The sequence below is a fragment of the Bradyrhizobium sp. YR681 genome (assembly GCF_000282615.1).
In the GTDB taxonomy this organism is placed as follows: domain Bacteria; phylum Pseudomonadota; class Alphaproteobacteria; order Rhizobiales; family Xanthobacteraceae; genus Bradyrhizobium.
Genome location: NZ_AKIY01000218.1, coordinates 1 through 24,755 on the forward strand (window position 1 = coordinate 1; position 24,755 = coordinate 24,755).

Sequence of the window (24,755 nt, forward strand, 5' to 3'; positions counted from 1 at the left end):
CGGCTGCCGCCGGTCGAGAAATCGCCCCAGGCGCGCTTGCGGGCGACGCTCTGGCCGGGCGTCGGATATTCGGTCGTGACCTTCGACCAGTCGCATTCGAGTTCCTCGGCGACGAGCTGGGCGAGGCCGGTGAGCGAGCCCTGGCCCATCTCGGAGCGGGCGATCCGGATGACGACGGTGTCATCCGGCCTGACCACGACCCAGGCGTTGACCTCGGGCGAGCCGTCGGCTGCACGGACTACGGCGGGGCCGCCGAAGGGCAGGTCGAGGCCGATGGCTAATCCTGCGCCAATCGCGGCGGTGCCGACGACGAAGGCGCGGCGGTTCATCTTGGGAGAGACGTGCTTGTTCATGAGGCAGCTCCTTACGCGCTTGCGATCGTGTGGATCGCTTCGCGCACCTGCTGGAAGGTGCCGCAGCGGCAGATATTGGTGATGGCCTCGTCGATATCGGCGTCGGTCGGCTTCGGCTTCTCGGCGAGCAGCGCCGCCACCGCCATGATCATGCCGCTCTGGCAATAGCCACATTGCGGCACGTCCTTCGCGATCCAGGCCTGCTGCACCTTGTGCAGCGTGTTCCCGGACGCGAGCCCTTCGATCGTGGTGATCTTCTTGCCTTCGGCCTCGGCGACCGAAACGCCGCAAGAGCGGGTGGCGACGCCGTCCATGTGAACCGTGCAGGCGCCGCATTGTGCAATGCCGCAGCCATATTTGGTGCCGGTCAGGCCGGCATTCTCGCGGATTGCCCAGAGCAGCGGGGTATCCGGCTCGACGTCGAGCGTCAGTGTTTTTCCGTTGATTGTTAGGTTTGCCATCGCAAGTCCCCTGATTGGCCCAATCCACCGATTGGACTCAGTGACACAATGTGTCTGGCAAACTGGAACTGTTCAAATCAATAGTCCGCGGGGTCGCCGTCAAAGGGGGCAGACATGCGCGGGGAAGAATGCCGGGCGCGCGGTGTTGCGCGTTGTGAATGGCGGTGCATGTCCGCAGCCTTTGGTCGCATCGAATTCATTTGACTCACCTTAGGTATTGTACAACCTTTGGTTTGATGGATTATTAGTCCATCCTAAGGGAGAATCGCCATGGGTCGCATCGTCACGATTGATCTCGAAAAAGTTCTTGCGTCAGGTAACGATCTCAAAGCCAAGTCACCTTCCGGACTCACCACTCACGCCGATCTGCTCGGCCTTGCCAGCGACGTCAGCAAGGATCCGGTCACCTATCTGAGCAGCGTCGGCGTACAGCTCGACGACACGACGGCTTCGATGCTGCGGAGCAAGCTGGCCTCGCGTTCCGGCGGCGTCCAGGCCGGCACGATCCATATCGACATCCTCTGATCCGGCATCCGCAGATCATGATGGCCGGCTGACCGGTTCGCCGGGCAGCCGGGATATGAGGTCGTCGGCCATGGCGTTCGGCGCACAATATTTATCTGATTTCCGCGCGGCCAGGGTGACGCCTACTAATCTTGTTTTGAACGTCACCCTGAAATGCCCGCTCAAATGTTCGCACTGCTGCTTTTCATCTGACATGTTTCACGGCGGGCATCTGTCCGCCGCGGACGTACATCGCTGCATTCAGCAGGCTGCGCAGATTCCGTCGATGGAGATCGTCCATTTCGTCGGCGGCGATCCTATGCTGCATGCGGATATCGTTGCCGATGCCGTGGCTCTGGCCGCGTCGCTGGGCTTGCGCGCCGGCATTACCACGAGTGCGTTCTGGGCCAAGTCGCCCGCGCGCGCGACGGCTTCTGTCCGGCGATTGCACGCGGCCGGGCTCACCGAAATGACCTTGTCTTATGATGATCCCCATGCCGAGTTCGTGCCGCTCAGGTTCATCGCCAATGCGGTGACTGCGGCGCGGGAGTGCGGCCTGTTGCTGCGGATCGCGGTGGTGGTTGAAGCCAACTCGAAGATCACCGCCGCCACCCTGCGTGCCGATCTCGGCCTTCAGGACGAGCCCGGCATCAACATCTACGAGACCGTCGCCAACTCGACCGGCCGCGCGGATGGCACGGATGAGGAAACCCAGGCGGCACGTCTTCACCATGCGTCGGCCTATCGCGGCCCCTGTGAGTCCGTTCTTCACACCGTCACCGTCGATCACGAGGGCGGCATCCGGCCGTGCTGTGGCGTGCTGCCCCATTACGATTCCCTGAAGGTCGGGCACATCGCGGAGGAGGGGATTGAAGCAGCCATGCGCGGAGCCGCGGACGATCCGCTCTACAGATGGATCAGGCTTGAAGGTCCCGTCGCCATCCTCGCTGCCATTACGGCCGACGACCCCGTGCCGATGCGCGTGGAGGACTTCGACGGCATCTGCACCGCCTGTGATCGCATCTTCCGCTCGCCGGAGTTGCTGGCGCGGGTGCGGGAAGCCGCCGAGGCCCGGCGGCCCCAGATCGAGACCTGCGAAATCCTGCTGGCCGGACCGCCCGCGGCTGCAACCGTCGCGGCCGCCCCATGAGCACCGATGTCCTCTTTTGCTCGGCGCCCGTGATGTCCGTGGTGCGGCCCTCGGCGGCGCTCGGCCTGTTACAGGCGCTGCTGCGGGAGAAAGGCATTCGCGCCGAGACGCACTATCTGAACTTGATGTTTGCCGATCGCATCGGGCTCGACCTGAACGAGCAGCTTGCGGAAAAATTGCCGAGCCATCTTCTCGCCGGCGACTGGCTGTTCGGCGATTGCCTGGGTGCCCGGCCTGACCGGCCGCAGGTGCAGCGCCACATCAGCGAGCTCGGTGCCGCGATCGAGCGCAAGGGGCTGGCGCAGCTCTACGAAATCCGTCGCAGCTTGATCCCTTCCTTCGTCGCGGAAGCAGCCGACCGGCTGCTCGAACGCAGCCCCAAAATCATCGGCTTCACCTCGATGTTCGAGCAGACGGTGGCTTCGCTTGCGATCGCGGCCGCGGTGAAGGAGCGTGATCCGTCCGTGGTCGTCTGCTTCGGCGGCGCCAATTGCCACGGGCCGATGGGCGCGGTGCTGCTGAAGAACTTCTCGCAGATCGACCATGTCTTCAATGGCGAGGCCGACACCGTGTTCGGGCCGGCGGTCGAGACGATCCTGCGCGGCGAGCAGCCTCGCGGCATGCCGGGATGCCTGTCCCGCGACCAGCCTGCCGTGGGTAGCGCATCCGGTCCGACCGCGATGGATGCGCTGCCGATCCCGGACTATGCGGATTATTTCGTGCAGCTCGCGGACCTGTCCGAAGCGTCGCGCGTACGTCCTTCGATTCCGTTCGAGTCCTCGCGGGGGTGCTGGTGGGGGCAGAAACATCACTGCACCTTCTGCGGCCTGAACGGGGAGGGCATGGCGTTTCGCGCCAAGTCCGCGCCGCGCGTGCTCCGCGAGATCGAGGCGCTGCATGCTGAATTCGGGATCGGCCGGTTCGCGGCGACCGACAACATCCTGGGCATGACCCACATCGACGGCGTGCTCGGAAAGCTCGCCGAACGCCCGGCGCACGGCTTTCGCTTCTTCTACGAGATCAAGGCCAACATGGACGAGACGCAGCTCGAGAAGCTGGCGCTTGCGGGGACGGTCTGGCTGCAGCCCGGCATCGAGAGCCTGTCGGACCCGGTGCTGCATCTGATGCGCAAGGGCGTGAGTGCCTTGCTCAACCTGCGTCTGCTGCGCAATTGCCGCGAGCTCGGCGTCGGGCTGGTCTGGTCGATCCTGTATGGATTTCCGGGCGAGCCGCGCGAGGCCTACGACGCGGTTGCCAAAATGGTCCCGCTGCTCGAACATCTTCAGCCGCCGGTCGGCTGCGGCCGCATTCGCCTCGATCGCTTCAGCCCCAATTTCGAACGCGCCGCCGAGATCGGCTTTCACAACGTCACGCCGATGCCGGCCTATGGCGCGATCTACGACGTTCCGGACGAGGATCTCGCCAACCTCGCTTACTTCTTCGAGGGCGATGCGCCCGATGCCGCGCGCGAGCAGGATTTGGTGTCGCTCAAGGCTGCGAGCGCAAGATGGCGCGGGCGCTGGTTCGACCAGCCCTTTGCGCCTCAGTTGACGATGACGGCCGTGGGGACCGCGCACCTCGTCAGCGACACCCGCGCTTGTGCGCTTCAACCATTCTATTGCCCGACACCGGCCGAGATCGCCGTGCTCGATCTGCTGCGCAATCCCTGCACGCGGGCGAACGCCGTTGAACAGCTTGCCGATCGCTTCGAGACGGCCGCGGTCGAGGCCGCCATGGATGCGATCCTGGGGCGACGGTTCGCGATCGAGATCGACGGCAGGATGCTCTCGCTGGTCACCGAGGCAGGCCGGGAGATTTTTGACGCCGACGCCCGCGCCGAATTTCCGCTCGGCTTCGTCCTGCCGCGCGAGCACGCGGCAGCTCATGCGGTCTCGACGGATGCCCGCGATGAGCCGGCTGGCCTGGAACGGGTGCAGCCATGACCGTCGAAGTTCGTCCGCTCGGCGACAAGTGCAACATCAAGTGCCGCTACTGCTATCAGGAGGGCATCCGCACCGCCGGCAACGTGCCGACGCGCTACGACCTCGATGCGATCATGGCAACGCTGGACAGATTGGCCGAGCCGTTCAGCCTGTTCGGCGGCGAGATCATGCTGACTCGCCGGCCCGATCTCGAACGCCTGATGCAGCTCGGCTTCGACCGCCATGGCGGCGTCGGCATGCAGACCAACGGCACGCTGATCGAGGAACGCGACCTCGAGCTGTTCAGGAAATATCGCGTCCGCATCGGCATCTCGATCGACGGCCCGGGGCCGCTCAACGATGCCCGCTGGGCCGGCAGTTTGCCGGCAACGCGGCGTGCGACCGCGCGGATCGAGGCGGTGATCGAGACGCTGTGCCGCGAGGGCATGCCGCCCAACGTGATCGTGACGCTCAACCGGATGAACGCCGCGCCGGATCGGCTGGGCGTGCTGTGCGAATGGATCGGGTTTCTCGGCAGCCTCGGCGTCCGCAAGCTGCGCTTGCATCTGCTGGAACAGGACGAAACGGAAGGCGGCGAGGGCCTGCCGCTCACGGCACAGGAAAACCTTGCGGCTCTCAGGCGGCTGCGCCGGCTCGAGCAGGAGCTGCCGTCCGTCGAGTTCGACATCTTCGCCGAGATGGCGGCAATGCTCAGGGGGGATGACGCACGCACCTCGTGCGTCTTCCATGCCTGCGATCCCTATGCGACGCGCGCGGTGGTGGGCGTCGAGAGCGACGGCCGGCTCGGCAATTGCGGCCGCACCAACAAGGATGGCGTCACCCATCTGCGCGCCGGCCGCGAGGCCTTCGACCGCCAGCTCTCGCTCTACCGGACGCCGCAGGCCGATGGCGGCTGCCAGGGCTGCCGGTTCTTCCTGGCCTGCAAGGGCAATTGTCCGGGCACCGCGATCGGCGGCGACTGGCGGATGCGCTCGATCGATTGCCCGGTGTGGTTCGGCCTGTTCGAGGACATCGAGACCGAGCTTCAGGCGAATGGGGAGACCGCGATCAGCCGGTCGCAGCAACGCTCCGATCTCGAAGCGAAGATGATCGCGGCCTGGTCGATCGGCGATAACCCGACCTTGCATTCGCTGCTTCAGCAGGCGGAAGCGCCATGACGTCGGCCTGGTTGACATGGCCTCGTCCTCCGCTGGCGGCTGCACCGCGCGAGCCAGCTCTCGCCAAGGCGGCTATGCAGCGCATCAGCTTCAGCGGCCCGCAGGCGCGCGCGCTCTGGCAGCCGCGATTTGAACGTCTCGGCGAAGTGGCACTCGCGGTCGAGCTGGAGATGGTGCGCCAAGGGCGTATTCCGGCGACGCTGGTGTGGACCGGCTATGATGATATCGAAGCCTTGACGGAGAGAGTGCGCGCAATCGGCCTCGAAGCGAAACCTGTCAAGGCGTCGCTCGGCTATGCCGCCGACTGGCCGATCGAGGCATCGATCGACGAGCCGAAGCGGCTGCTCGACTATGCGTTCCTGATCGGCCCTGCGCCGTACGATGTATCAATCGCCGAACCGGCGGCGGATGATTTGGAGCAGACGGCGATGCGGTCCGGCTATCCCGCGTGTTGCGCAAAGTCCTGGGCGGGCCATCTTCGTGGCGGCGGATGCGATCCGCTGGCCAACCTGCTCGCGCGCGACGATAGGGCGGCGATGCCTGCCCATTTCGCGCTCGCGGTTCTGGGCGTGGGGCCGGTGCGGCACGCGCCGTGTTCGGTGCACTGCTCTGCCACGCGTGATTGTTCGCGCGCGTTCCTCGATCTCGGTCGCGAGCTGGGATTCATCGACGAGATAGTGTGGCTCGAAGAGATCGCGGGTTGGGCGACCGAGGCATCGCTGGTCAACGGCATCGCCGAGATCACGACGGCTGCCTTCCGCTGCACCTGGTTGTCCGACGAGGGCGCGTCGCCGCATCGGCGGCTTCGTCACACCTTGGCGGCGCCACGTCCCGTGAAACGGAAGGCCGCATCGGTCGAGCTCGTGGGCGGCACTGAAATCCTCGTCGAACTCGGCACCGGATTTGAGGCCGCCGGTTTCGCAAGTCCATTCGCCATGCGCTCGCGCTTCAGCGCGATCGTCTGGGAGCAGACCGCTGCGCTGCGCCGCGCCGCATCGGCCGTGCATGTCGGATGTGGCGATGGACTGTTGCTGGAGCTGATCGCGCAGACGCGGCCCAAGCTGAAATTGTATGGCCTCGAGGAAGATGCGGCGCTCGCCGGGCTCGCGCGCCAGCGCCTCGGTGCGTCCTTGCCGGTGCTCGGCGGGGCCAGCCTCGAAGCGCTTGCGACGCTGGCGCGCCTCGTGCCCGAAGGCGTCGATCTGGCTTTCGTCGATCCGGAGCGGCTTGGCAGTCACGAAGCGCTGGCCGCCATCCGCGTGATCGCAAAGTCGGTGATCGTGATCGGCACCGATCGCTCGCTGCGCCGGTTCAAAGACATGGATACGTATGCTGCAACGATGGGGCTCGCCCTGCTGCCTGGACGCGCAGCTCGAGTCTCAGCGGCCATCGCTGCGATGGATCGCCTGCACTGACCTGTTCGAGGGGGAACGCGCCATGAATGCGATGTCGATTGACTGGGAGCGGACAGCACGACCGCAGGCCGACGGCTACGACACGGCCGTTGCCCTCGGCCTGATCGAAACCGAGCCGACGCCCTGGCGGCCGCTGCCGCCGCAGCGTCCCCCGGTGAACGGCGCGCCGGCCGTTGCAGAGGGCAGGGTTGCCCTGCGCACTGAGGACCCGCTGCTTCCCGCGCCACGGTTCGTTCCCGATGCGCAAGCTCTCCCGGCGCTGGAAGAGGCACTGCGCTACGTCCGTCGCTGGCCGATCGCTGCCAAGCAGTGGCCGGAGATATTGAACACCATCCAGTGCTATCACGACACCGAGCAGCCGACCGAAGGGCCCGGCCGTCTCGGCTCGGCCAGCCATTCGGTCGATGCGCGCTTCGGCGTCATTGGCCTTACGGTGAACTGCCCGCTCGCGGCAGCGCAGGCGATCGTGCATGAGATGGCCCATCACAAGCTTCGCGCGTTCGGCGTCGCCAACGAGGATGCGATCCGCATCATCAGCAATCCCCAAAGCGAGCTCTATCCGAGCCCGATCGTGGTCGACCGTCCGCGTCCGATGACGGCGGTGCTGCACGCGCAATATTCCTTCATCCACGTCACCCAGCTCGACCTTCACATGCTCGAGCAGGAAGAAGACCCGCAGGTTCGCAGTGACATCCGCGCACTGCTCGCGCGCAACGCCTCGCGGATGGAGAAGGGGTTCGAGACCTTGCGGCAGCACGCCCGCACCGATGCGGCGGGCCGGGAGTTTCTCGGCGCCTTCTTCGCCTGGTGCAGCGACGTCCTGGCCGCCAGCCGGAAGCTGCTGGCGACCGAGCGCGCCTGACTGGCTCGCTTTCGCCGCCGGCCGGGTTCCATGCGCCAATCCCCGGCTTGGGGCGACGTCTGCCCATCAATGCCGGTTCCAGGCCCGGTCACCATTGCGTTGCGGCGACAGTTTGTCCTTTTTGCCGGGGTGCAAGACTGAAACGCTTTGCTACACTGCGCCCGAAGCAAAAGGAGTTCCATGAGCGTGGCGACCCCCTGCAACGTGCTGATGCTCTATCCGCTCTTCACCGCGGAGTCGTTCTGGAGCTTTGGCGAATCCTGCAAGCTGATGGGTGTCCGGCGTCCGGCTGCGCCGTTGGGGCTGATCACCGTCGCCGCGATGCTGCCGAAGGACTGGACGATCCGGCTGATCGACTGCAACACGCAGGCTTTCGGTGACGAGGATCTCGCCTGGGCCGACGTCGTCTTCACCGGCGGCATGCTGCCGCAGCAGGCGGACACGTTGCGCCTGATCGAGCTGTGCCGCGCGGCGGGCAAGCCGGTGGTGGTCGGCGGTCCCGATCCCACCTCCAGCCCGCACATCTATGAGCGGGCCGATTTCCGGGTGCTCGGCGAAGCCGAAAGCGTCATCGATGAGTTCATCGCGGCCTGGGAGGGCGGCGCACGGTCCGGCGTCTTCACCGCGCCGAAGTTCCAGGCCGACGTCACCAGGACGCCGGTGCCGCGTTTCGATCTCCTCAAGTTCGAGGACTATCTCTATCTCGGTGTGCAGTATTCGCGCGGCTGCCCGTTCACCTGCGAGTTCTGCGACATCATCGAGCTTTACGGACGCGTGCCGCGGACCAAGACGAATGAGCAGATGCTGGTCGAGCTCGACAGGCTGTACCAGATGGGTTACCGCGGCCATCTCGACTTCGTCGACGACAATTTCATCGGCAACAAGAAGTCGCTCAAGCTGTTCCTGCCGCAGCTCGCCGAATGGCAGCGCGCCCACGGCTATCCCTTCGAATTGTCCACCGAGGCCTCGGTCAATCTCGCCGACGATCCCGAGTTGCTCGACCTGATGGGCGCCGCAAATTTCTTCGGCATCTTCGTCGGCATCGAGAGCCCGGATCCCGCGACGCTGGTCGCGATGCGGAAGAAGCAGAACACGCGGCGCAACATCGCCGAGAGCATCCACAAGATCTATGCCGCCGGCATGCTCGTCACCGCCGGCTTCATCGTCGGCTTCGACAACGAGAAGGTCTCGATGGCGGAGGCGATGATCGACTTCATCGAGGAGGCCGCGATCCCCGTCGCCATGGTCGGCCTGCTCTATGCGTTGCCGAACACGCAGCTGACGCGGCGCCTCGCCAAGGAAGGCCGGCTGCATGCGGACCACGATCTGGCGTCGACCACGGGCGGCGATCAGTGCACAGGCGGTATCAATTTCGATCCGGTGCGGCCGCTGCGCGATATTCTGACGGACTACAAGACGGTGCTCGAGCGCGTCTACAGCCCGGCGGCCTATGCGGGCCGTGTCGACAAGTTGATGACGCTGCTGGATCGATCGAAGCAGCGCCACGAGCTCGCCGAAGGCGACATCCGCGCCAAGGTCGGCGCGATGGAGACGGTGCACCGCGTGGTCACCGCCATTCCCGAGGCGCGCGGGCCGCTCTGGCAGACCTTCATGAACTGCGCCAAGCGCGACACCTCATCGGCGCGGATCGCGGTGCAGATGATCGCGGCCTATGCGCATCTCGGCCCGTTCTCGCGCAAGGTCATCGACGCCATCGACGTCCGGCTCGCGGCGCTCGATGACGAGATCGTCATCCCGCCGGCGACGATCGACAGGACAGCAGCGCGTCACCTGGCCTGAGAGCTTACTTCACCGCCAGCCGCAAGAAGCTCATCACGCTGCCGAGCGCGGCAAAGCCTGCGCCGAGCGCCAGCGCAACGGTCGCCCCCTCATGACCGGCCAGCGCAAAGCAGGCCGCCGCGAGTGCTGCGCCGGTCGTCTGTCCCGTTAGCCGCGCGGTCGCGACGATGCCGGAGGCGCTGCCGCTGCGGTGGGGCGGTGCGCTGGACATCACCGCTTTCATGTTCGGCGCCTGGAAGAAGCCGAACCCCATGCCGCAGATCACCATCCGCCAGATGATGTCGGGAATGGCCGGATTGGCCGGCAGCATCGCCAGCAGCGCCATGCCGAGGCCGAGCAGCACCAGCCCGATGCCGCCGAGCAGGCCCACGGCATAGCGGTCGGACAGGCGTCCCGCGATCGGCGCCATGATGCCGACCACCAGCGGCCACGGCGTCATGAAGAAGCCGGTCTCGACCTGCGAGCGTCCCAGCACGTCCTCGAAATAGAACGGCAGCGAGACGAAGGCGAGGCCCTGCACGGCGAACGAGCAGAGCGCCGTCACTGCCGACAGCGCGAACATCGGCCGGGCGAACAGGTCGATCGGCAGCATCGGCGCGGGATGTTCGGCATGGCGACGCGTCAGGATGAAACCGAACGCGATGGCCGAGACCAGCTCGATGCCGACGACAATTGGCGACAGATTGTGCGCGGCGCTGCCGATGCCGGTGATGAACAGGCCGAGGCAGGCCGACGCCAGGGCCGCGCCGAGAAAGTCGAAGCCGTGATCGGCGCGCGGCGTCTTCGGCAGCATCGCAAAGCCGATGCCGATCGCGATGAGGCCGAACGGGATGTTGACGGCGAACAGCCACGGCCACGGGCCGAGCGCGAGGATGGCGGAAGCGATCGACGGCCCGAAGGTGAAGGCGGTCGCGACCACAAGCGCGTTGTGACCAAAACCGCGGCCGAGCATCCGTCCGGGATAGACGAAGCGCACCAGCGCCGTGTTGACGCTCATGATGCCGCTGGCGCCGAGGCCTTGTAGGGTGCGCGCGACCAGCAGACTGTCCAGCGACCACGCCACCGCGCAGAACAGCGAGGCGATGGTGAACAGGATCAGGCCGCCGAGATAGATCCGCTGGTGCCCGACGATCTCGCCGAGCGCGCCGAGCGGCAGCAGCGTCGCCACCAGCGCGATCTGGTAGACATTGACCACCCAGACCGACTGCTCCGGCGTGACATGCAGGTCGGCGGCAATCGCGGGCAGCGCGATGTTGGCGATCGCGGTGTCGAGCGAAGCCATCGCCAGTGCGGTGAAGATCGCGGCGATGGCCCAGCGCCGCTGCGTGGCCGGAAGTCCGTCGGCAACGGGATGGTCGGGCTCGCGCGCGGCGGCAGGTAACGTGATTGTCATTGCGTCAGCGCGTTGCTCCGGCGGCGTGGCCATAGGGGACTTTCGGCATGTACTACGGCCAAGCCTGCTTCCACAGGCATATGCTTGCATGCTGTGTATGCGCGAAGGTCAGGCGAAGCGGCCGGCGGCTGGCGTATGATCGCGCCGCTGCTGCAATCGTGGGGGATCACCATGCAACTCGTCGTTCTGCCCGGTGACGGTATCGGACCGGAGATCACGACCGCGACATCGGGCGTGCTGCGCGCGGCCTCCGAGCGCTTCCAGCTCAATCTGCGCCTGGAGGAGCACGCGGTCGGGCATGCCAGCCTGAAGCTATCAGGCACCACCGTGCGCTCCGAACTGCTCGACATCGTCCGCGCCGCCGACGGCCTGATCCTGGGCCCGACCGCGACCTTCGACTTCAAGGACGAGGCGCATGGCGAGATCAACCCGTCCAGGCACTTCCGCAAGAGCCTCGACCTCTATGCCAATGTCCGGCCTGCGCGCACCTATGCCGGGCGGCCCGGCCGGCTCGGCGATTTCGACCTCGTCGTGGTGCGCGAGAACACCGAGGGGTTTTACGCCGACCGCAACATGGAGCAGGGCAATGGCGAGATGCTGGTCACGTCAGATGTCGTGATCTCGCTGCGACGGATCACGCGGGCGTGCTGCGAGCGCATCGCGCACGCCGCCTGTCGTCTGGCGATGAAGCGGCGCAAGCACCTCACCATCGTGCACAAGGCCAACGTGCTTAGGATCGGCGACGGCATGTTCCTCGACATCTGCCGCGCGGCGGCGAAGGGCTATCCCGGTCTCGCGGTCGACGACATCCTGGTCGACGCCATGATGGCGCATGTGGTGCGCAGCCCCGACCGCTTCGACGTCATCGTCGCCACCAACATGTTCGGCGACATCCTGTCCGATCTCACCGCAGAGCTCTCCGGCAGCCTCGGCCTCGGCGGCTCGCTCAATGTCGGCGACCGCTACGCCATGGCGCAGGCCGCACATGGCTCGGCGCCTGATATCGCGGGGCAGGACGTCGCCAATCCGGTCTCGCTGATCCTGTCCACCGCCCTGCTGCTGGCCTGGCATGGCGAGAAGAATGGCGCGGTGCGTTACGAGGAAGCCGCACGTGCGATCGAAGCGGCAGTGGCGAAGGCGATCGGGGAGGGCAGGGCGACGCGCGATGTCGGCGGCAGGCTCGGTACCATCGCGGCGGGGGCCGCGATCGCGGAGATCTTGCAGGCGGAGTGAGCGGCCTCCCGCAAATTTTTTTGGGGGCCCGGACCCAAAACGTCGAAAACAACCCCATGCACAGTAGAAGGCCTCTTGATCGATAAGGGGTTTTCGGACCGCGTCGCGGCGGCATTCGCAGACGCCGCAAAGTTGACCCGTCGGGCAAAACACTGGCATGATGTCATCGTGGCCGCGACCGGGAGCAAGCCCCAGACGCAGGCTGTAAGCCCGCCCCATTTTTCAGGATGATCTTCCAGGCCTGTAGCCGGGGCACGAGACGTATCGCATTCTCATGGCCGATCGTTTCGAGATCTCCGGTCGGGAGGCCGAGCTTCTGCAACGGCGCGAACTGGCCAAGGCCGAAATACGGATAGTCCATGCCATGGTGTCGTTGTGCAGCCGGGCCAGCTCGCTTTCGTCTCGCGATCGCCAGCAATTTTATCTGAACGCGACGCGAGCTTTGCTCGGCGCGCGCAATATTCGCGACGAACGCCTTCAGGGGTCCCCCGGCCAACTCGGCCAGAGGACCTAAGGTGCGGGGACGAGATTGTCGACGATTCCGGAGCCCTCATCGACGAGCTGTTGCGCGCTCATCCAGATGTCGCGGCCCGGGATTTTCTTTCGCATGCTGGCAAGCCAGACCCCGTTGACGCCGCGGATGCCGATGTCGTTGCGAAACAGGTCGTCGGTCGCGCGCGCTTCGACGGTCTTCAGGGTCTGCGAGACGAGAACTTTTTCCGCTTCGCCGAGCTCCGGCCTCTTCATGTTGTCCCTGGCGCTGCTGGTCAGGCTCGCCTCATGAAACATGAAATAGGCGTCGGGATCGGCCATGCGCCGGGAGCCAGCCAGAAAGATCGGAACGCACATGGAGGCGCAGACGCCGGCCTTCTGGACGAACGTGTCGATCGCCCGGCTGCGCGCGCGAATCACGGCGACCACCTTGCGCCCATGCTCGATCGAGCCGCCGGGCGAGTTGAGGATTAGCACGAGGGATCGCGGATCGGATTTGAAGCGATCGAGGGCCGCGGCGACACGCTCGCTCATCGGCTCCTGAACGGGTCCGCTCCAGCCGAGCAGGATGCGGCCCGGCTGTTCGTTGATGGACAGCGTCTGTCGCGATGCCGCCTCCTTGGAGCCGGACGGCATCTGGCAAATGCCCCACAGGAGCAGGATGCCGCCGACCCCCAGGAGAGTTGCGAGTCGACTCATGAATTGAGCGATCGCCAGAACAGGAGCAGCGAGCCGAAGGTAAACAGGGCCATCAGTCCCGCCACGGAGACAAACGATATCGTGCGATTCCAGAGCTTCGCTTCGGCGGCGTAGAGAATCGAGACCGCGGTGCGATCGGTGGTCGAACGCGCCGGCACCAGGACTTCCCCGCCACCGCCGCTGAACAGCATCATGAATTTGTGGGTGACGGGCGCCTGATCGGGCCGGGCAACCGATATGATCTTGGAGCTGCAGAAAGTGATCACGAAGTTGGTTCGCTCGCACTTCCCTTCGGTGACGCGCAGGTCATAGGCGGGTTGCCAGGTGCCGGAAAGGCGATGGTCGCGCAGAATGTCCGGGCCGTAGCGACGAGTCCATAGAGCATGGCACCGCAAGCCAGCAGCGCAATCAGCCAACGGATCGGGCTGCCTGTCGCCGCGGCGCTCCCGGTCCCGACTTGATTACCGACCGTTGCGGCGGCCATGTCGGCATTGAATGCCTGAGCCGCGGCGCCGTTTCCGGATTGACGCTTGCCGAACGCCATGGGGATCGCTCCGAAACATCCAGACCAGCCGCTACCTAAGGGCGAAAATTAAAAGATTCATTTAAATCGGAGGCGTGAATTGTGTGGATCTGGGCTTTGCGGGCGTTGACCGGGTTCTGGCCCGTCGGATGGGCTCGACCCTGCGATCTCGCTGGATGGGTCGAGCACTTGCGAAACCCATCGCGCGTCACGTTGGACTATCGATGGGTTTCGCTGCGCTCGACCCGTTCTGCGGAGTGCCGCGACGTTGACCTGTCCGACAGAACTGGCAAAGTGCCACCGTGGCGGAGATGGGGGCGAGGCCGCCGCGCACATGCATCTGCGATGACCCAGAGCCGTTCCAGTGAGCTGACCTATGACGTCTGAGAGGGATGGCATCAACCTCGCCGCCAAGCCAAGCGGAACGGGCTGCGTGGAATGTTCGGCGGCGGGCGGGTGGTGGTTTCATCTTCGCAGATGTGTCGAGTGCGGTCACATCGGCTGCTGTGATGCTTCACCCAATCAGCACGCATCGCAGCACAATGCAGCGACAGGTCACCCTGTCATCACGAGCTTCGAGCCGGGCGAACGGTGGTTCTACGACTATCGCACCGGAGAGGCTTTCGCCGGCCCGAAGCTTCCAGGCCCGCTCGCGCATCCGCTGGATCAGCCGGTGCCGGGACCGGACGGAGCGGTCCCTCCGGACTGGCAAGCTCTGCTCCATGAATAGGCGGTAGACCACTTGTGAAACCGATCATGTTTCACCTCGGCTGCTGTCGATGGGATTCGCTGCGCTCTACCTATCCTACGGGCTGTGGCGACCAGCGTTAGGGGATCGGAGTTCACCGAGGGCTGCGATCCTTTGTAGTGGCGAAAAGTCGACTTTCCAAAGATCGAGCTCAAACAGCTCTCCGTGCTGATCGGCGTTCAGCGCGACCGAAACTGGCACTCCATCGGCATCGTCAAATTCAGCTTCGCCAATACATCTGCCGAAACGCCGGTCGGCCCTACCGACAAAGCGAAGGCTCCCCATCCCGCCATCGTTCATTTCCTCCACGAGGTCAAAATGGCCTTGCGAAGGTGAATGCTGACCCAGGATAAAGGCAACCAAATCACGCTCTTTGGCGGTAAGTGGGCGGGGCATCTCGTTCCACGCAATTAAGTGCACAGGCTATCAAAGTGCACAGGCTATCAAGCTGGGCTCGCGATGCCGCCCTAGAACTGATACCTCCGCAGCCCCCCGTCCACCGGGATCACCGTCCCCGTGATGTACCGCGCCACCGGTGAGGCCAGGAACACCGCGAGTGCTGCAAGGTCTTCCGGCTCGCCCCAATAGCCGACCGGGATTTCCTCCTCCGCAAACCGCTCGCGATAATCGGGCGGATAGTTGCGGCGGATCTGCTCGCTCATGATGCGGCCGGGCGGGATGCAATTGATGGTGATGCCGTGCTCGCCGATCTCGCGCGACAGGCCCTTGGCCCAGGCGTGCACGGCGGCTTTGGCGGCGAAGGCGGCGTTGAGGCCTTCCGGCTCGGACTTGCCGGTGATGTTGACGATGCGGCCCCATTTGCGTTCGATCATCTGCGGCAGCAGCGCGTGCGCGATGCGGCGGTAGCTGGTGAAATTCAGCGCGAAGGCTTCGTCCCATTTGCTGTCGGGTGCATCGACGGGAAGGGGACGGCTGCCGCCGGCATTGTTGATGAGGATGTCGACATGGCCGAGCTCCTTCAATGCGAAAGCCGCGATCTTCTCCGCTGCGTCCTTGGCCATCACGTCCTGCTCGAGCGGCGTGATCAATCCGGAGCCGACTTCCTGCACCAGCTCGGCGAGCAGATCAGTCCGGCGCGCCACGCCGACGACGCGCACGCCTTCGGCCGCAAGGCCCTTGGCGATGGCGCGGCCGATGCCGATGCTGGCGCCCGTCACGACAGCGGTTTTCGATTTGAGCCCGAGGTCCATGGTCACACGCTTTCTTGTTTCGGCTTTTGATGATTGGTGCTCGTTTCCTGCCCTGTCCCGCCCGGCTTGAATTGCCTGAGCGGGACGAGCAGTGGTAACCAAGAGCAAGGTTGAAGGAAATACGAAAAAGAAAAGGCTGAACCGATGGTCTGGGATCCGCAGCAATACCTCAAATTCTCCGGCCACCGGCTCCGGCCCGCCATCGACCTGTTGATGCGGATTCCGGATGTCGCCCCGCGCGAGATCGCCGATCTCGGGGCAGGGGCCGGCAACGTGACGAAACTGATCAAGGAGCGCTGGCCGGATGCGGCGGTGACCGGCGTCGAGGGCTCGGCCGAGATGGTTGCCGCCGGCCGCAAAGCGGCTCCCGACGTGGAATGGTCGCACCAAGACCTCGGCCAATGGCGTCCCGCAAAGCAGTACGACGTCGTCTATTCCAATGCCGCACTGCACTGGCTGCCCAATCATGCGGCACTGTTTCCGTCGGTGATGGAGAAGGTCAGGCCCGGCGGCATGCTCGCGGTGCAGATGCCGCGCAACTTCCTGGCCCCGTCGCACGTGCTGATCGGCGAGACCGCGCTCGACGGTCCGTGGCGGGCCAAGGTCGAGCACCTCGTCACGCCGCCGCCGGTCGAGGGGCCGGCTTTCTATCACGATCTACTGGCACCGCTCTCGCAGAACATCGACATCTGGGAGACCGAGTATCTGCAGGTGCTCGACGGCGAGAACCCCGTGAAGGAATGGACCAAGGGGACCTGGCTGACGCGCTATCTCGACATTTTACAGGGCGACGAGAAGGCCGCTTTCGAGGCGGCCTATGGCATGCGGGTCGCAAAAGCCTACCCGAAGACTACGGCGGGGCAGACGCTGTTCCCGTTCCGGCGTCTGTTCATGGTCGCCCAGCGCAAGGGCTGACGCGATTATCGCAATGCGACATAAGCGCTCGCTGCCGGGGAGGAGAGCGGGTGCCGGGTTGCGCCCCCAACAGCCGTCAAGATAGCTTGGCTGCGGCAAATTGGGCTTAGGTCTAGTTGTTCGGGTGGTGGTTTGCTGCCACTACTGAAAGCGTAAAACAAAAAAGACCCGGTATTCCGAGGTTGTTGGGGAGGTCCTTCATGCGAAAACTGCTGCTCGCGGTCGCTGCGGCCGCGCTTGCTCTCGCCCCAGCCGTTGTCCAGGCACAGAGCCCGATCGTCATCAAGTTCAGCCATGTCGTCGCCAACGACACCCCGAAGGGGAAGGGCGCGCTGAAGTTCAAGGAACTGGCTGAGAAATACACCGACGGCAAGGTCAAGGTCGAGGTCTATCCGAACTCCACGCTCTACAAGGACAAGGAGGAGATCGAGGCGCTCCAGCTCGGCTCGGTGCAGATGCTCGCGCCGTCCACCGCGAAGTTCGCACCGCTCGGCATCAAGGAGTTCGAGGCGCTCGACCTCCCCTGGCTGTTCAAGGACGATCTGACCTATTCCAACGCGATGAAGGGCACGGTCGGCAAGTGGCTGTTCCAGAAGCTCGAGGCCAAAGGCGTTTCCGGGCTGGCCTATTGGGACAACGGTTTCCACATGCTCTCTGCCAACCGTCCCCTGATGAAGCCCTCCGACCTCCAGGGACTCAAGGTCCGTATCTCCGGATCGAAGATCGCCGACCAGTATTTCCGCCTGATGGGTTCGATCCCGCAGATCATGGCGTTCTCGGAAGTCTACCAGGCGCTGCAGACCGGCGTGGTCGACGGCTGCGAGAACACGGCGTCCAACTATTTGACGCAGAAGTTCTACGAGGTGCAGAAGGACATCACCGTGTCCTATCACGCGCATCTGCAATATGCCGTGATCGTCAACTCGAAATTCTGGAACGGCCTGCCGCCCGACATCCGCGCCCAGCTCGAGAAGGCGATGAACGACGCAACCGACTATACCAATTCGATCGCACGCCAGGAGAACGAGGACGCGCTGGCCGAGATCAAGAAGACGGGCAAGACCACGCTGCATTATCTGAGCGATGCCGACCGCAAGGCATGGCAGGAAGCGATGCAGCCGACGTATAAATGGGCAAAGGGCCGGGTCGGGCAGGAGGTGCTCGATCTGGTCGCCAAGGAACTCGACGTCAAGATGAACTGACGGCCGCGTCTCAAAGGACAACCATGAACGGTCGGGGGTGATCCCACTCCCGGCCGTTTCGCTCTTGAATGATGAGCCGATGCTGGGGGAATCAAGTTGCTGCGTGTGCTGAATCGTTTTCTCGATCATCTCGAGGAGTGGCTGATCGCGACGATGATCGCGGCCGCGACGTCGCTCATCTTCGTCGCCGTGCTGCATCGCTATGGGGCAGGACTCTCGATCGACATCGCAAAATGGGCGGAGGCTCGCAATCTGAGCTTCCTCGCCGTGCCTTCGCGCGCGGCGTTCGTCTGGCTTGCCGCGCTCGACCTGTCCTGGGCGCAAGAGCTCTGCATCTACATGTTCATCTGGATGGCGAAGTTCGGCGCCGCCTACGGCGTGCGCACCGGCATCCATGTCGGCGTCGACGTGCTGGTCAATGTCCTGCCGGGCGGATCGCGCCGGCGCGTGATCACCTTCGGCCTGCTCTGCGGCGCGCTGTTTACGGCCATCGTGTGCTATTTCGGCGCCGCCTTCGTCGGCCAGATGTGGCAGACCGGCCAGCAGTCCAACGACCTGGAAGCGCCGATGTGGATGGTGTACCTCACCATCCCGCTCGGCTCCGGCCTGATGTGCTTCCGCTTCCTGCAGGTCGCCTGGTCGTTCTACCGCACCGGCGAATTGCCGCATCACGACATGGCCGGCGTCGAGGGCATCGAGCCGGATCCGGTGCATCCGGCGCCGGTCACGCGCAGCCAGGTCGTTCGCGACGAACGCAGTCCGCTCGGCTGGATCCTGATGCTGCTGCCGGTCCTGATCGTCGCGATCTGCTTCGCTCATTCGGCTCATCTCATCACGCTGCCGCAAGGCCTGCGGGTGCTCATCGTCTTCGCCCTTCTGCTGTCGCTGATGCTGACCGGCATGCCGATCTCGATCGCGCTTGGTCTCACGGTGCTCAGCTTCATGTTCACGCTGACCGACGTGCGAACTGAATCAGTGGCGCTGAAGCTGTTCACCGGCATCGAGAGCTTCGAGATCATGGCGATCCCGTTCTTCATCCTCGCCGGCAACTTCCTCACCCATGGCGGCGTGGCGCGCCGGATGATCACTTTCGCGACCGCGCTGGTCGGTCATTGGTATGGCGGTCTTGCCCTGTCGGGCGTGGTGGCCTGCGCGCTGTTTGCCGCGATTTCCGGCTCGTCGCCGGCGACCGTGGTGGCGATCGGCTCGGTGATCCTGCCCGCCATGGTCGCGCAGGGATTCCCGAAGCGGTTCGGCGCGGGCGTCATCACGACGTCGGGCTCGCTCGGCATTCTGATTCCGCCGTCGATTCCGATGGTTCTTTACGCCGTCTCCACCAATACCTCGGTGGGCAAGCTCTTCATCGCCGGGATCGTGCCGGGACTCATGCTGGCATTCCTGCTCGGGCTGACGACGTTCTACCGCGCCTGGCAGAATGACTACCCGCGGATGCCAAAGGCGACGTTCATGGAACGCATCGACGCGTTCCGGAAGTCGATCTGGGGAATCCTGCTGATCGTGATCGTGATCGGCGGTATCTATAGTGGCCTGTTCACGCCGACGGAGGCTGCCGCGGTCAGCGCGGTCTATGCCTTCATCGTCGCCGTGTTCATCTACAAGGATCTCAAGCTGCGCGACGTGCCGCGGGTGCTGCTGTCATCGGCCAACCTCTCGGCGATGCTGCTCTACATCATCACCAACGCGGTGCTGTTCTCGTTCCTGATGACCTACGAGAACGTGCCCCAACAGCTGGCGCAGTGGATGATCGACCAGGGGCTCGGCTGGATCGGCTTCCTGCTTGTGGTCAATCTGCTGCTGCTGCTGGCGGGCAACGTGATGGAGCCGTCCTCGATCATCCTGATCATGGCGCCGATCCTGTTTCCGGTCGCGGTCAAGCTCGGCATCGACCCGATCCATTTCGGCATCCTGATGACGGTCAACATGGAGGTCGGCCTCTGCCATCCGCCTGTCGGCCTCAATCTCTACGTCGCCTCAGGTATCGCGAAGATGGGCATCACCGAGCTCACGGTCGCGGTGTGGCCGTGGCTGCTGACGATGCTGGGATTCCTCGTGGTGGTGACCTATTGGCCGGGCCTGTCGCTGTTTCTGCCGCGGCTGCTGGGGATGTAGCGGGGAAGGCGCACGCATGGCTAACGCGCGGTAAAGACGCGCGCTCAAATGCCCGCGTGGTGCGATGCACGCATTTTTACGGATGTGAGGTAGGACCATGCCAGCGGATGGAGCTGGCATGTTCTTCGACAGAATGGAAACCGGACGGGCGTCGATCTCGGACGCCGTCTATCTGGAAGTGATCGCGGGCCTGCACGGCACGACGATGCCCAACATTCTCGCCGCCGCTTGTCTGGTGATGGTCGGCGCCATCACGACCTACGAGACCGGCGACATGGTGACGGCGGCCCTGACGGTCGCCGGCGTCGTGGTGGCGATCGTCCGCCTGTTCGAAATCGTCGCGTTCCGCCGGCGCCTCGCGCAGTCACCGCAGCTCGGCCGGGCCGAGGCGGCGCGCTGGGAGCGGCGTTACATCGCCGGCACCATCGCGACGGCCTCCGTGCTCGGCGTGTTCGCCGCGCGCAGCATCGTGCTGGGTGATGCGCTCTGCTCCGTGATGGCGATCGGCATCGGATTCGGCTTTGGCGCCGGCGTGGTGGCGCGGCTGGCGCTGCGGCCCGTCGCGGCGCTGCTCGATCTCGTCGCGATCGCCGCGCCGGCCGCGATCGTGACCTTCATGCAGCCCGATCTCCGCCATGTCGGGCTCGGGCTCCTCATCCTGATGTATGTGGTCGCGAGCTTCGAGATGGTGCGGCTGAGCTTCAACGCCTCGATCAACCAGATCACGCTGAAGCGGCAGTTCGAGCAGCTGTCGCGCATCGACCCGATGACCGGAATGTCCAATCGTTCGGTGCTGGCGACGGACTTGCCCGCCATGCTGGCGGCCGGGACGGTTGCCGTCCATACGCTCGATCTCGACCGTTTCAAGGAAGCCAACGACCGGTTCGGCCACCCCGTCGGCGACGCGCTGCTCAAGCAGGTCGCCGGCAGGCTCAAGGTGCTGGCCGCGCCTGATGACCTCGTGGTCCGCATGGGCGGCGACGAGTTCGTGCTGGTGCAGTGCGCGGCTGATGGTGCGGAGGCGATGGCCCAACGCATCGTGCAGTCGATCAGCGCGCCCTATGATATCGACGGGCAGGTGATCGAGGTCGGCGTCAGCATCGGCGTCGCCGTCGCGCCGGACGACGGCCGCACCACGGAGGCGCTGCTGTCGCGCTCGGATCGGGCGCTGTACCGGGCCAAGCAGGAACGCGGCGGCTATGTGCTGGCGCGGGACTTGCGGATGGCGGACAAGACCGCCGCATCGGGCCAGATTGTGTCCGAAGGGCTGGCCGCTTAGGCAGCGGTTGGAACCGCACGCCGGATGCGGTTAGATGCCTTCCCAGAAGACGAGCCGGGGAGGAGCCTTCATGAACAGCACCGAAGCAGCCGACGCGCCCAAGGACGCAACGCCATCCGTCATCGCGCAGCAAACGGCCATGCTGAACGCGCTGCCGTTTTCCGACACGCGGGATTTCGACGATGCCGCGCGCGGCTTTCTCGGCACGATCGAGAATGCGGAGATCGCCAACCCGCAGGGGCGAACGGTCTGGAGCCTGAAGCCTTACGGCTTCCTCTCTGCCGAGCAGGCTCCCCCGACCGTCAATCCAAGCCTGTGGCGGCAGGCGCGGCTCAACATGCATCATGGCCTGTTCGAGGTGGTGCCCGGCGTCTACCAGGTGCGCGGGCTCGACATCGCCAACATGACGTTGATCGAGGGCGACAGCGGCGTCATCGTCGTGGACACGCTGACCTCGATCGAGGGCGCGCGGGCCGCGCTCGATCTCTATTTTAGGCATCGCGGCCAGAAGCCGGTCGCCGCCGTGATCTTCACGCACACCCATACCGACCATTGGGGCGGTGCGCGCGGCGTGCTGGAGGAGGGCGCGCTGGCGACCGGTCGCGTGCCCATCATCGCGCCGAACCTGTTCATGGAGCACGCGGTGTCCGAGAACATCATCGCGGGACCGGCGATGCTGCGCCGGGCGCAATACCAGTTTGGCCCATTCCTTGCGAAAGGCGTGCGCGGGCAGGTCGACAACGGGCTCGGCAAGTCGATGGCGGCCGGCGGCGTTGCGTTGCTGCGGCCGACCGATCTGATCATGGCAACCGGCGACCGGCGCGTCATCGACGGCGTTGAATTCGAATTCCAGATGGCGCCAAACAGCGAGGCGCCGGCCGAGATGCATTTCTTCATCCCGCGCTACAAGCTGCTGAATCTTGCGGAAAACTGCACGCACAATTTCCACAATCTGCTGCCGTTCCGCGGCGCCGACGTGCGCGATGCGCTGGCCTGGTCGAAATATCTGGGCGAGGCCTTGCAGCTCTGGGACGGCAAGGCGGAGGCGATGTGCGGCCAGCATCACTGGCCGGTGTGGGGAGCCGAGCGCATCGGCACCATGATCCGGCAGCAGCGCGATCTCTACAAATTCGCGCATGACCAGACCATCCGCCTGATGAACCATGGCCTGACCGCGACGGAAATCGCCGAAACGATCCAGTTGCCGAAGAGCCTGGAGGGCGCCTGGCACGGCCGCGGTTACTACGGCCATATCCGGCACAATGTGAAGGCGATCTACCAGAAATATCTCGGCTGGTACGACGCCAATCCGGTCAATCTCGATCCGCTGCCGCCGGTCGAGTCCGGCAAGAAATATGTCGAGTATATGGGCGGCGCCGACGCGATCCTGACGCGGGCGCGCAACGACTTCGACAAAGGTGAATTCCGCTTCGTCGCGCAGGCGCTCGGCCATCTCGTCTTCGCCGAGCCCGATAACGCGGCGGCACGCGGTCTGCTGGCGGATACGCTGGAGCAGCTCGGCTATGCCGCCGAGAGCTCGACCTGGCGCAACGCCTATCTGTTCGGCGCCCAGGAATTGCGCCAGGGCATGCCGAAGACACCGCCGCGCCCGCCAATGCCGCGCGAGACGCTGGCGGCACTGCGCACTTCACAGCTCTGGGACGTGCTCGGCATCCGCCTCAACGGGCCGAAGGCGGAAGGCAAGCGCATCGTGCTGAACTGGAATTTCTCGGATACCGGCGAGACGTTCGTGCTCAACCTGGAGAACTGCGCGCTGACCTACACCGAGGGCGTGCAGGCGGAGGGCGCCGATGCCAGCTTCACGCTGGCGCGCGCGACGCTCGACGAGGTCATCGCGAAGCTGACGAGCTTCCCGGAAGCGGTTGCTGCGGGCAAGGTCAAACTGTCGGGCAATCCGATGAGGCTTGCCGAGCTGATGGGGCTGATGGACGAATTCCCGCGGATGTTCGAGATCGTCGAGCCGAAGCGGGTGATGGTGGTGTAGGTCACTCGTCGTAACCGTCTCTTGCCCCGGACGCAGCGCAGCGCTTCTTCAGCGGTGCGCTGCAGAGCCGGGCCCATGTCTCCGAGAGCATACCCTGCCGCGTGGGTCCCGGCTCTGCGCTGCAACGCCAAGTGGCGTTGCAGCGCGTCCGGGACACGAGAGTGGCGGGGCGATCCCGCTACTCCGCGCTGCTCACCAGCTTGATCCGCGGCGCCTGCGCTTCGGTCAGGCTGCGGTAGGCGGCGAGATAGTCCAGCGCCATTCGCCGCGCCGTGAAGCGCGTCTCGAATTGCTTGCGGATCGCGGCGCGGTCCAGTTGCGGCAAGCGCTTGACGACGCCGGCTGCACTGATGACGTCCTCGACCACGAAGCCGGTGAGGCCCTCGTCGATGATCTCAGGCACCGAGCCGCGGTTGAAGGCGACGACCGGCGTTCCGCAGGCCATGGCCTCGATCATCACGAGGCCGAACGGCTCCGGCCAGTCGATCGGCAGCAACAGGCCGAGCGCACCGCTGAGGAAATCGGACTTCTCGTGATCGCTGATCTCGCCGATATACTCGACCAGCGGATTGTTCACGATCATCGGCTTGATCAGCTCGTCGTAATAATCCTGGTCGGCGCGATCGACCTTGGCCGCGATCTTGAGCGGGATGCCGCATTGGGTCGCGATCTTGATGGCGCGGTCGACGCCCTTCTCGGGCGCGATGCGGCCGAGCACGGCGAGATAGTCCTGCTTCACCGCCTTCGGGGTCAGCAAATTCTCCGGCAGGCCGTGATGGATCGTCCCCACCCAGTTCGCCTGCGGCACCGGCCGCCGCTGCGCATTCGAGATCGAGATCACCGGCATCTTGGAGAAGGTGTTGAAGACGGGCTGATGCTCCGGCAGGTCGAGCCGGCCGTGCAGCGTGGTCAGGAACGGTGTCGGCTGCCGGTAGAACAGCGACCACGGATAGTAGTCGAGATGGAAGTGGAGAAAGTCGAACTCCTCGTCGTCACATTTCTGCCGTACGCGCTCCAGCATCACCATATGCAACGCGTTGGGATCGCGCACGGAACCGTCGAGGCGAAGCGCCCGCGGCCAGGTCGCGTCCAGTTTGGCCGACGTCTGTGAATCGCCGCTGGCGAACAATGTCACGTCGTGTCCCAGGGCCACCAACTCTTCCGTCAACCAGTGCACCACCCGCTCGGTGCCGCCATACAGCTTGGGTGGAACAGCCTCCGTCAACGGAGCTACCTGCGCAATGCGCATCTCACCTTCTCCTCTGTGCGATCATGAAGTC

General features: G+C 64.8%; 23 protein-coding genes and 1 pseudogene. 16 read left to right on the forward strand and 8 right to left on the reverse strand.

Annotation, left to right across the window (positions count from 1 at the left end; genetic code table 11):
- Positions 1-353, reverse strand: a 353-nt coding sequence (locus PMI42_RS22810) for a molybdopterin cofactor-binding domain-containing protein (protein WP_008138404.1), incomplete at its 3' end; no start/stop codon positions are given.
- A gap of 11 nt (positions 354-364) precedes the next feature.
- Positions 365-814 (reverse strand): (2Fe-2S)-binding protein, encoded by a 450-nt coding sequence (locus PMI42_RS22815; protein ID WP_008138406.1) that lies wholly within the window; start codon positions 812-814, stop codon positions 365-367.
- Between the two features lie 270 nt (positions 815-1,084).
- On the opposite strand from PMI42_RS22815, the gene PMI42_RS22820 reads away from it, so the two are divergent.
- The 7 genes from PMI42_RS22820 (at position 1,085) to PMI42_RS22850 (ending at position 9,645) form a co-directional block, all read left to right on the forward strand.
- On the forward strand, positions 1,085-1,339 hold the full coding sequence (locus PMI42_RS22820) for a hypothetical protein (RefSeq protein WP_008138408.1): 255 nt from the start codon (positions 1,085-1,087) through the stop codon (positions 1,337-1,339).
- Between the two features lie 70 nt (positions 1,340-1,409).
- Positions 1,410-2,468, forward strand: coding sequence for a radical SAM/SPASM domain-containing protein (locus tag PMI42_RS22825; RefSeq protein ID WP_008138411.1), 1,059 nt, complete (start codon positions 1,410-1,412; stop codon positions 2,466-2,468).
- Positions 2,465-4,411 (forward strand): RiPP maturation radical SAM C-methyltransferase, encoded by a 1,947-nt coding sequence (locus tag PMI42_RS22830; RefSeq protein WP_008138413.1) that lies wholly within the window; start codon positions 2,465-2,467, stop codon positions 4,409-4,411. The genes PMI42_RS22825 and PMI42_RS22830 overlap by 4 nt, the downstream gene beginning before the upstream one ends.
- The gene (locus PMI42_RS22835) at positions 4,408-5,568 is read left to right on the forward strand and encodes a radical SAM protein (RefSeq protein ID WP_008138414.1); all 1,161 of its coding nucleotides are present in this window, start codon (positions 4,408-4,410) and stop codon (positions 5,566-5,568) included. The genes PMI42_RS22830 and PMI42_RS22835 overlap by 4 nt, the downstream gene beginning before the upstream one ends.
- A 74-nt stretch (positions 5,569-5,642) precedes the next feature.
- The gene (locus PMI42_RS22840) at positions 5,643-6,983 is read left to right on the forward strand and encodes a class I SAM-dependent methyltransferase (protein WP_008138415.1); all 1,341 of its coding nucleotides are present in this window, start codon (positions 5,643-5,645) and stop codon (positions 6,981-6,983) included.
- Positions 6,984-7,005: 22 nt separating this feature from the next.
- Entirely contained in the window at positions 7,006-7,845 is an 840-nt protein-coding gene (locus PMI42_RS22845) for an HEXXH motif domain-containing protein (RefSeq protein ID WP_008138417.1), read from the forward strand.
- Positions 7,846-8,025: 180 nt separating this feature from the next.
- Positions 8,026-9,645 (forward strand): B12-binding domain-containing radical SAM protein, encoded by a 1,620-nt coding sequence (locus tag PMI42_RS22850; protein WP_008138419.1) that lies wholly within the window; start codon positions 8,026-8,028, stop codon positions 9,643-9,645.
- A gap of 4 nt (positions 9,646-9,649) precedes the next feature.
- Here PMI42_RS22850 and PMI42_RS22855 read toward each other — a convergent pair whose 3' ends face one another.
- Positions 9,650-11,038 carry an MFS transporter gene (locus tag PMI42_RS22855; RefSeq protein ID WP_008138421.1) on the reverse strand — a complete coding sequence of 463 codons (1,389 nt, stop codon included), beginning with the start codon at positions 11,036-11,038 and terminating at the stop codon, positions 9,650-9,652.
- A 171-nt stretch (positions 11,039-11,209) separates the two neighbouring features.
- On the opposite strand from PMI42_RS22855, the gene PMI42_RS22860 reads away from it, so the two are divergent.
- Positions 11,210-12,271 (forward strand): isocitrate/isopropylmalate dehydrogenase family protein, encoded by a 1,062-nt coding sequence (locus tag PMI42_RS22860; protein WP_193376345.1) that lies wholly within the window; start codon positions 11,210-11,212, stop codon positions 12,269-12,271.
- A gap of 274 nt (positions 12,272-12,545) precedes the next feature.
- A complete protein-coding gene (locus PMI42_RS39725; protein ID WP_035966389.1) occupies positions 12,546-12,785 on the forward strand; it encodes a hypothetical protein in 240 nt (79 codons plus the stop codon).
- On the opposite strand, the gene PMI42_RS22870 is transcribed toward PMI42_RS39725, so the two are convergent.
- Both PMI42_RS22870 and PMI42_RS39355 read right to left on the reverse strand, forming a co-directional pair.
- A complete protein-coding gene (locus PMI42_RS22870) occupies positions 12,782-13,462 on the reverse strand; it encodes an ATP-dependent Clp protease proteolytic subunit (protein WP_008138425.1) in 681 nt (226 codons plus the stop codon). The genes PMI42_RS39725 and PMI42_RS22870 overlap by 4 nt on opposite strands.
- Complete coding sequence (locus PMI42_RS39355; protein ID WP_157195815.1) at positions 13,459-13,878, reverse strand: hypothetical protein; 420 nt, start codon at positions 13,876-13,878, stop codon at positions 13,459-13,461. The genes PMI42_RS22870 and PMI42_RS39355 overlap by 4 nt, the downstream gene beginning before the upstream one ends.
- A 483-nt stretch (positions 13,879-14,361) precedes the next feature.
- Between PMI42_RS39355 and PMI42_RS38070 the strand changes: the two genes are divergently transcribed.
- Positions 14,362-14,715: a UBP-type zinc finger domain-containing protein gene (locus tag PMI42_RS38070; RefSeq protein WP_081502939.1), complete on the forward strand. Its 354-nt coding sequence runs from the start codon at positions 14,362-14,364 to the stop codon at positions 14,713-14,715.
- Positions 14,716-14,790: 75 nt separating this feature from the next.
- On the opposite strand, the gene PMI42_RS40780 is transcribed toward PMI42_RS38070, so the two are convergent.
- Positions 14,791-15,129, reverse strand: coding sequence for a DUF6984 family protein (locus tag PMI42_RS40780; RefSeq protein WP_502692697.1), 339 nt, complete (start codon positions 15,127-15,129; stop codon positions 14,791-14,793).
- A gap of 71 nt (positions 15,130-15,200) precedes the next feature.
- On the reverse strand, positions 15,201-15,944 hold the full coding sequence (locus PMI42_RS22890) for an SDR family NAD(P)-dependent oxidoreductase (RefSeq protein ID WP_008138431.1): 744 nt from the start codon (positions 15,942-15,944) through the stop codon (positions 15,201-15,203).
- 144 nt (positions 15,945-16,088) lie between these two features.
- Here PMI42_RS22890 and PMI42_RS22895 point away from each other — a divergent pair, with 144 nt between their 5' ends.
- The 6 genes and pseudogenes from PMI42_RS22895 (at position 16,089) to PMI42_RS22915 (ending at position 23,475) form a co-directional block, all read left to right on the forward strand.
- On the forward strand, positions 16,089-16,859 hold the full coding sequence (locus PMI42_RS22895; protein ID WP_008138432.1) for a methyltransferase domain-containing protein: 771 nt from the start codon (positions 16,089-16,091) through the stop codon (positions 16,857-16,859).
- 200 nt (positions 16,860-17,059) lie between these two features.
- Positions 17,060-18,061 carry a DctP family TRAP transporter solute-binding subunit gene (locus tag PMI42_RS22900; protein ID WP_008138434.1) on the forward strand — a complete coding sequence of 334 codons (1,002 nt, stop codon included), beginning with the start codon at positions 17,060-17,062 and terminating at the stop codon, positions 18,059-18,061.
- A 153-nt stretch (positions 18,062-18,214) separates the two neighbouring features.
- A pseudogene (locus tag PMI42_RS40715) lies at positions 18,215-18,694 on the forward strand (TRAP transporter small permease); the annotation flags it as partial.
- Between the two features lie 216 nt (positions 18,695-18,910).
- Positions 18,911-20,191, forward strand: a complete 1,281-nt coding sequence (locus PMI42_RS40720) for a TRAP transporter large permease (protein ID WP_035966399.1) — start codon at positions 18,911-18,913, stop codon at positions 20,189-20,191.
- A gap of 118 nt (positions 20,192-20,309) precedes the next feature.
- Positions 20,310-21,470, forward strand: coding sequence for a GGDEF domain-containing protein (locus PMI42_RS22910; RefSeq protein ID WP_008138437.1), 1,161 nt, complete (start codon positions 20,310-20,312; stop codon positions 21,468-21,470).
- 70 nt (positions 21,471-21,540) lie between these two features.
- Positions 21,541-23,475 (forward strand): alkyl/aryl-sulfatase, encoded by a 1,935-nt coding sequence (locus PMI42_RS22915; RefSeq protein ID WP_008138438.1) that lies wholly within the window; start codon positions 21,541-21,543, stop codon positions 23,473-23,475.
- Positions 23,476-23,653: 178 nt separating this feature from the next.
- On the opposite strand, the gene PMI42_RS22920 is transcribed toward PMI42_RS22915, so the two are convergent.
- Entirely contained in the window at positions 23,654-24,724 is a 1,071-nt protein-coding gene (locus PMI42_RS22920) for a glycosyltransferase family 4 protein (RefSeq protein ID WP_008138440.1), read from the reverse strand.
- Positions 24,725-24,755 lie beyond the last annotated feature (31 nt).

Excerpts from the sequence above, each read along its gene's own strand:
- PMI42_RS22850 (WP_008138419.1), top strand. The coding sequence starts at position 8,026 with ATGAGCGTGGCGACCCCCTGCAACGTGCTGATGCTCTATCCGCTCTTC.
- PMI42_RS22860 (WP_193376345.1), top strand. The coding sequence starts at position 11,210 with ATGCAACTCGTCGTTCTGCCCGGTGACGGTATCGGACCGGAGATCACG.
- PMI42_RS22920 (WP_008138440.1), bottom strand. The coding sequence starts at position 24,724 with ATGCGCATTGCGCAGGTAGCTCCGTTGACGGAGGCTGTTCCACCCAAG.
- PMI42_RS22870 (WP_008138425.1), bottom strand. The coding sequence starts at position 13,462 with ATGAGTCGACTCGCAACTCTCCTGGGGGTCGGCGGCATCCTGCTCCTG.
- PMI42_RS22815 (WP_008138406.1), bottom strand. The coding sequence starts at position 814 with ATGGCAAACCTAACAATCAACGGAAAAACACTGACGCTCGACGTCGAG.
- PMI42_RS38070 (WP_081502939.1), top strand. The coding sequence starts at position 14,362 with ATGACGTCTGAGAGGGATGGCATCAACCTCGCCGCCAAGCCAAGCGGA.
- PMI42_RS39725 (WP_035966389.1), top strand. The coding sequence starts at position 12,546 with ATGGCCGATCGTTTCGAGATCTCCGGTCGGGAGGCCGAGCTTCTGCAA.
- PMI42_RS22845 (WP_008138417.1), top strand. The coding sequence starts at position 7,006 with ATGAATGCGATGTCGATTGACTGGGAGCGGACAGCACGACCGCAGGCC.
- PMI42_RS40780 (WP_502692697.1), bottom strand. The coding sequence starts at position 15,129 with ATGCCCCGCCCACTTACCGCCAAAGAGCGTGATTTGGTTGCCTTTATC.
- PMI42_RS22915 (WP_008138438.1), top strand. The coding sequence starts at position 21,541 with ATGAACAGCACCGAAGCAGCCGACGCGCCCAAGGACGCAACGCCATCC.
- PMI42_RS22900 (WP_008138434.1), top strand. The coding sequence starts at position 17,060 with ATGCGAAAACTGCTGCTCGCGGTCGCTGCGGCCGCGCTTGCTCTCGCC.
- PMI42_RS22820 (WP_008138408.1), top strand. The coding sequence starts at position 1,085 with ATGGGTCGCATCGTCACGATTGATCTCGAAAAAGTTCTTGCGTCAGGT.
- PMI42_RS22855 (WP_008138421.1), bottom strand. The coding sequence starts at position 11,038 with ATGACAATCACGTTACCTGCCGCCGCGCGCGAGCCCGACCATCCCGTT.
- PMI42_RS22830 (WP_008138413.1), top strand. The coding sequence starts at position 2,465 with ATGAGCACCGATGTCCTCTTTTGCTCGGCGCCCGTGATGTCCGTGGTG.
- PMI42_RS22840 (WP_008138415.1), top strand. The coding sequence starts at position 5,643 with ATGCAGCGCATCAGCTTCAGCGGCCCGCAGGCGCGCGCGCTCTGGCAG.
- PMI42_RS22910 (WP_008138437.1), top strand. The coding sequence starts at position 20,310 with ATGTTCTTCGACAGAATGGAAACCGGACGGGCGTCGATCTCGGACGCC.
- PMI42_RS22890 (WP_008138431.1), bottom strand. The coding sequence starts at position 15,944 with ATGGACCTCGGGCTCAAATCGAAAACCGCTGTCGTGACGGGCGCCAGC.
- PMI42_RS22825 (WP_008138411.1), top strand. The coding sequence starts at position 1,410 with ATGGCGTTCGGCGCACAATATTTATCTGATTTCCGCGCGGCCAGGGTG.
- PMI42_RS22895 (WP_008138432.1), top strand. The coding sequence starts at position 16,089 with ATGGTCTGGGATCCGCAGCAATACCTCAAATTCTCCGGCCACCGGCTC.
- PMI42_RS22835 (WP_008138414.1), top strand. The coding sequence starts at position 4,408 with ATGACCGTCGAAGTTCGTCCGCTCGGCGACAAGTGCAACATCAAGTGC.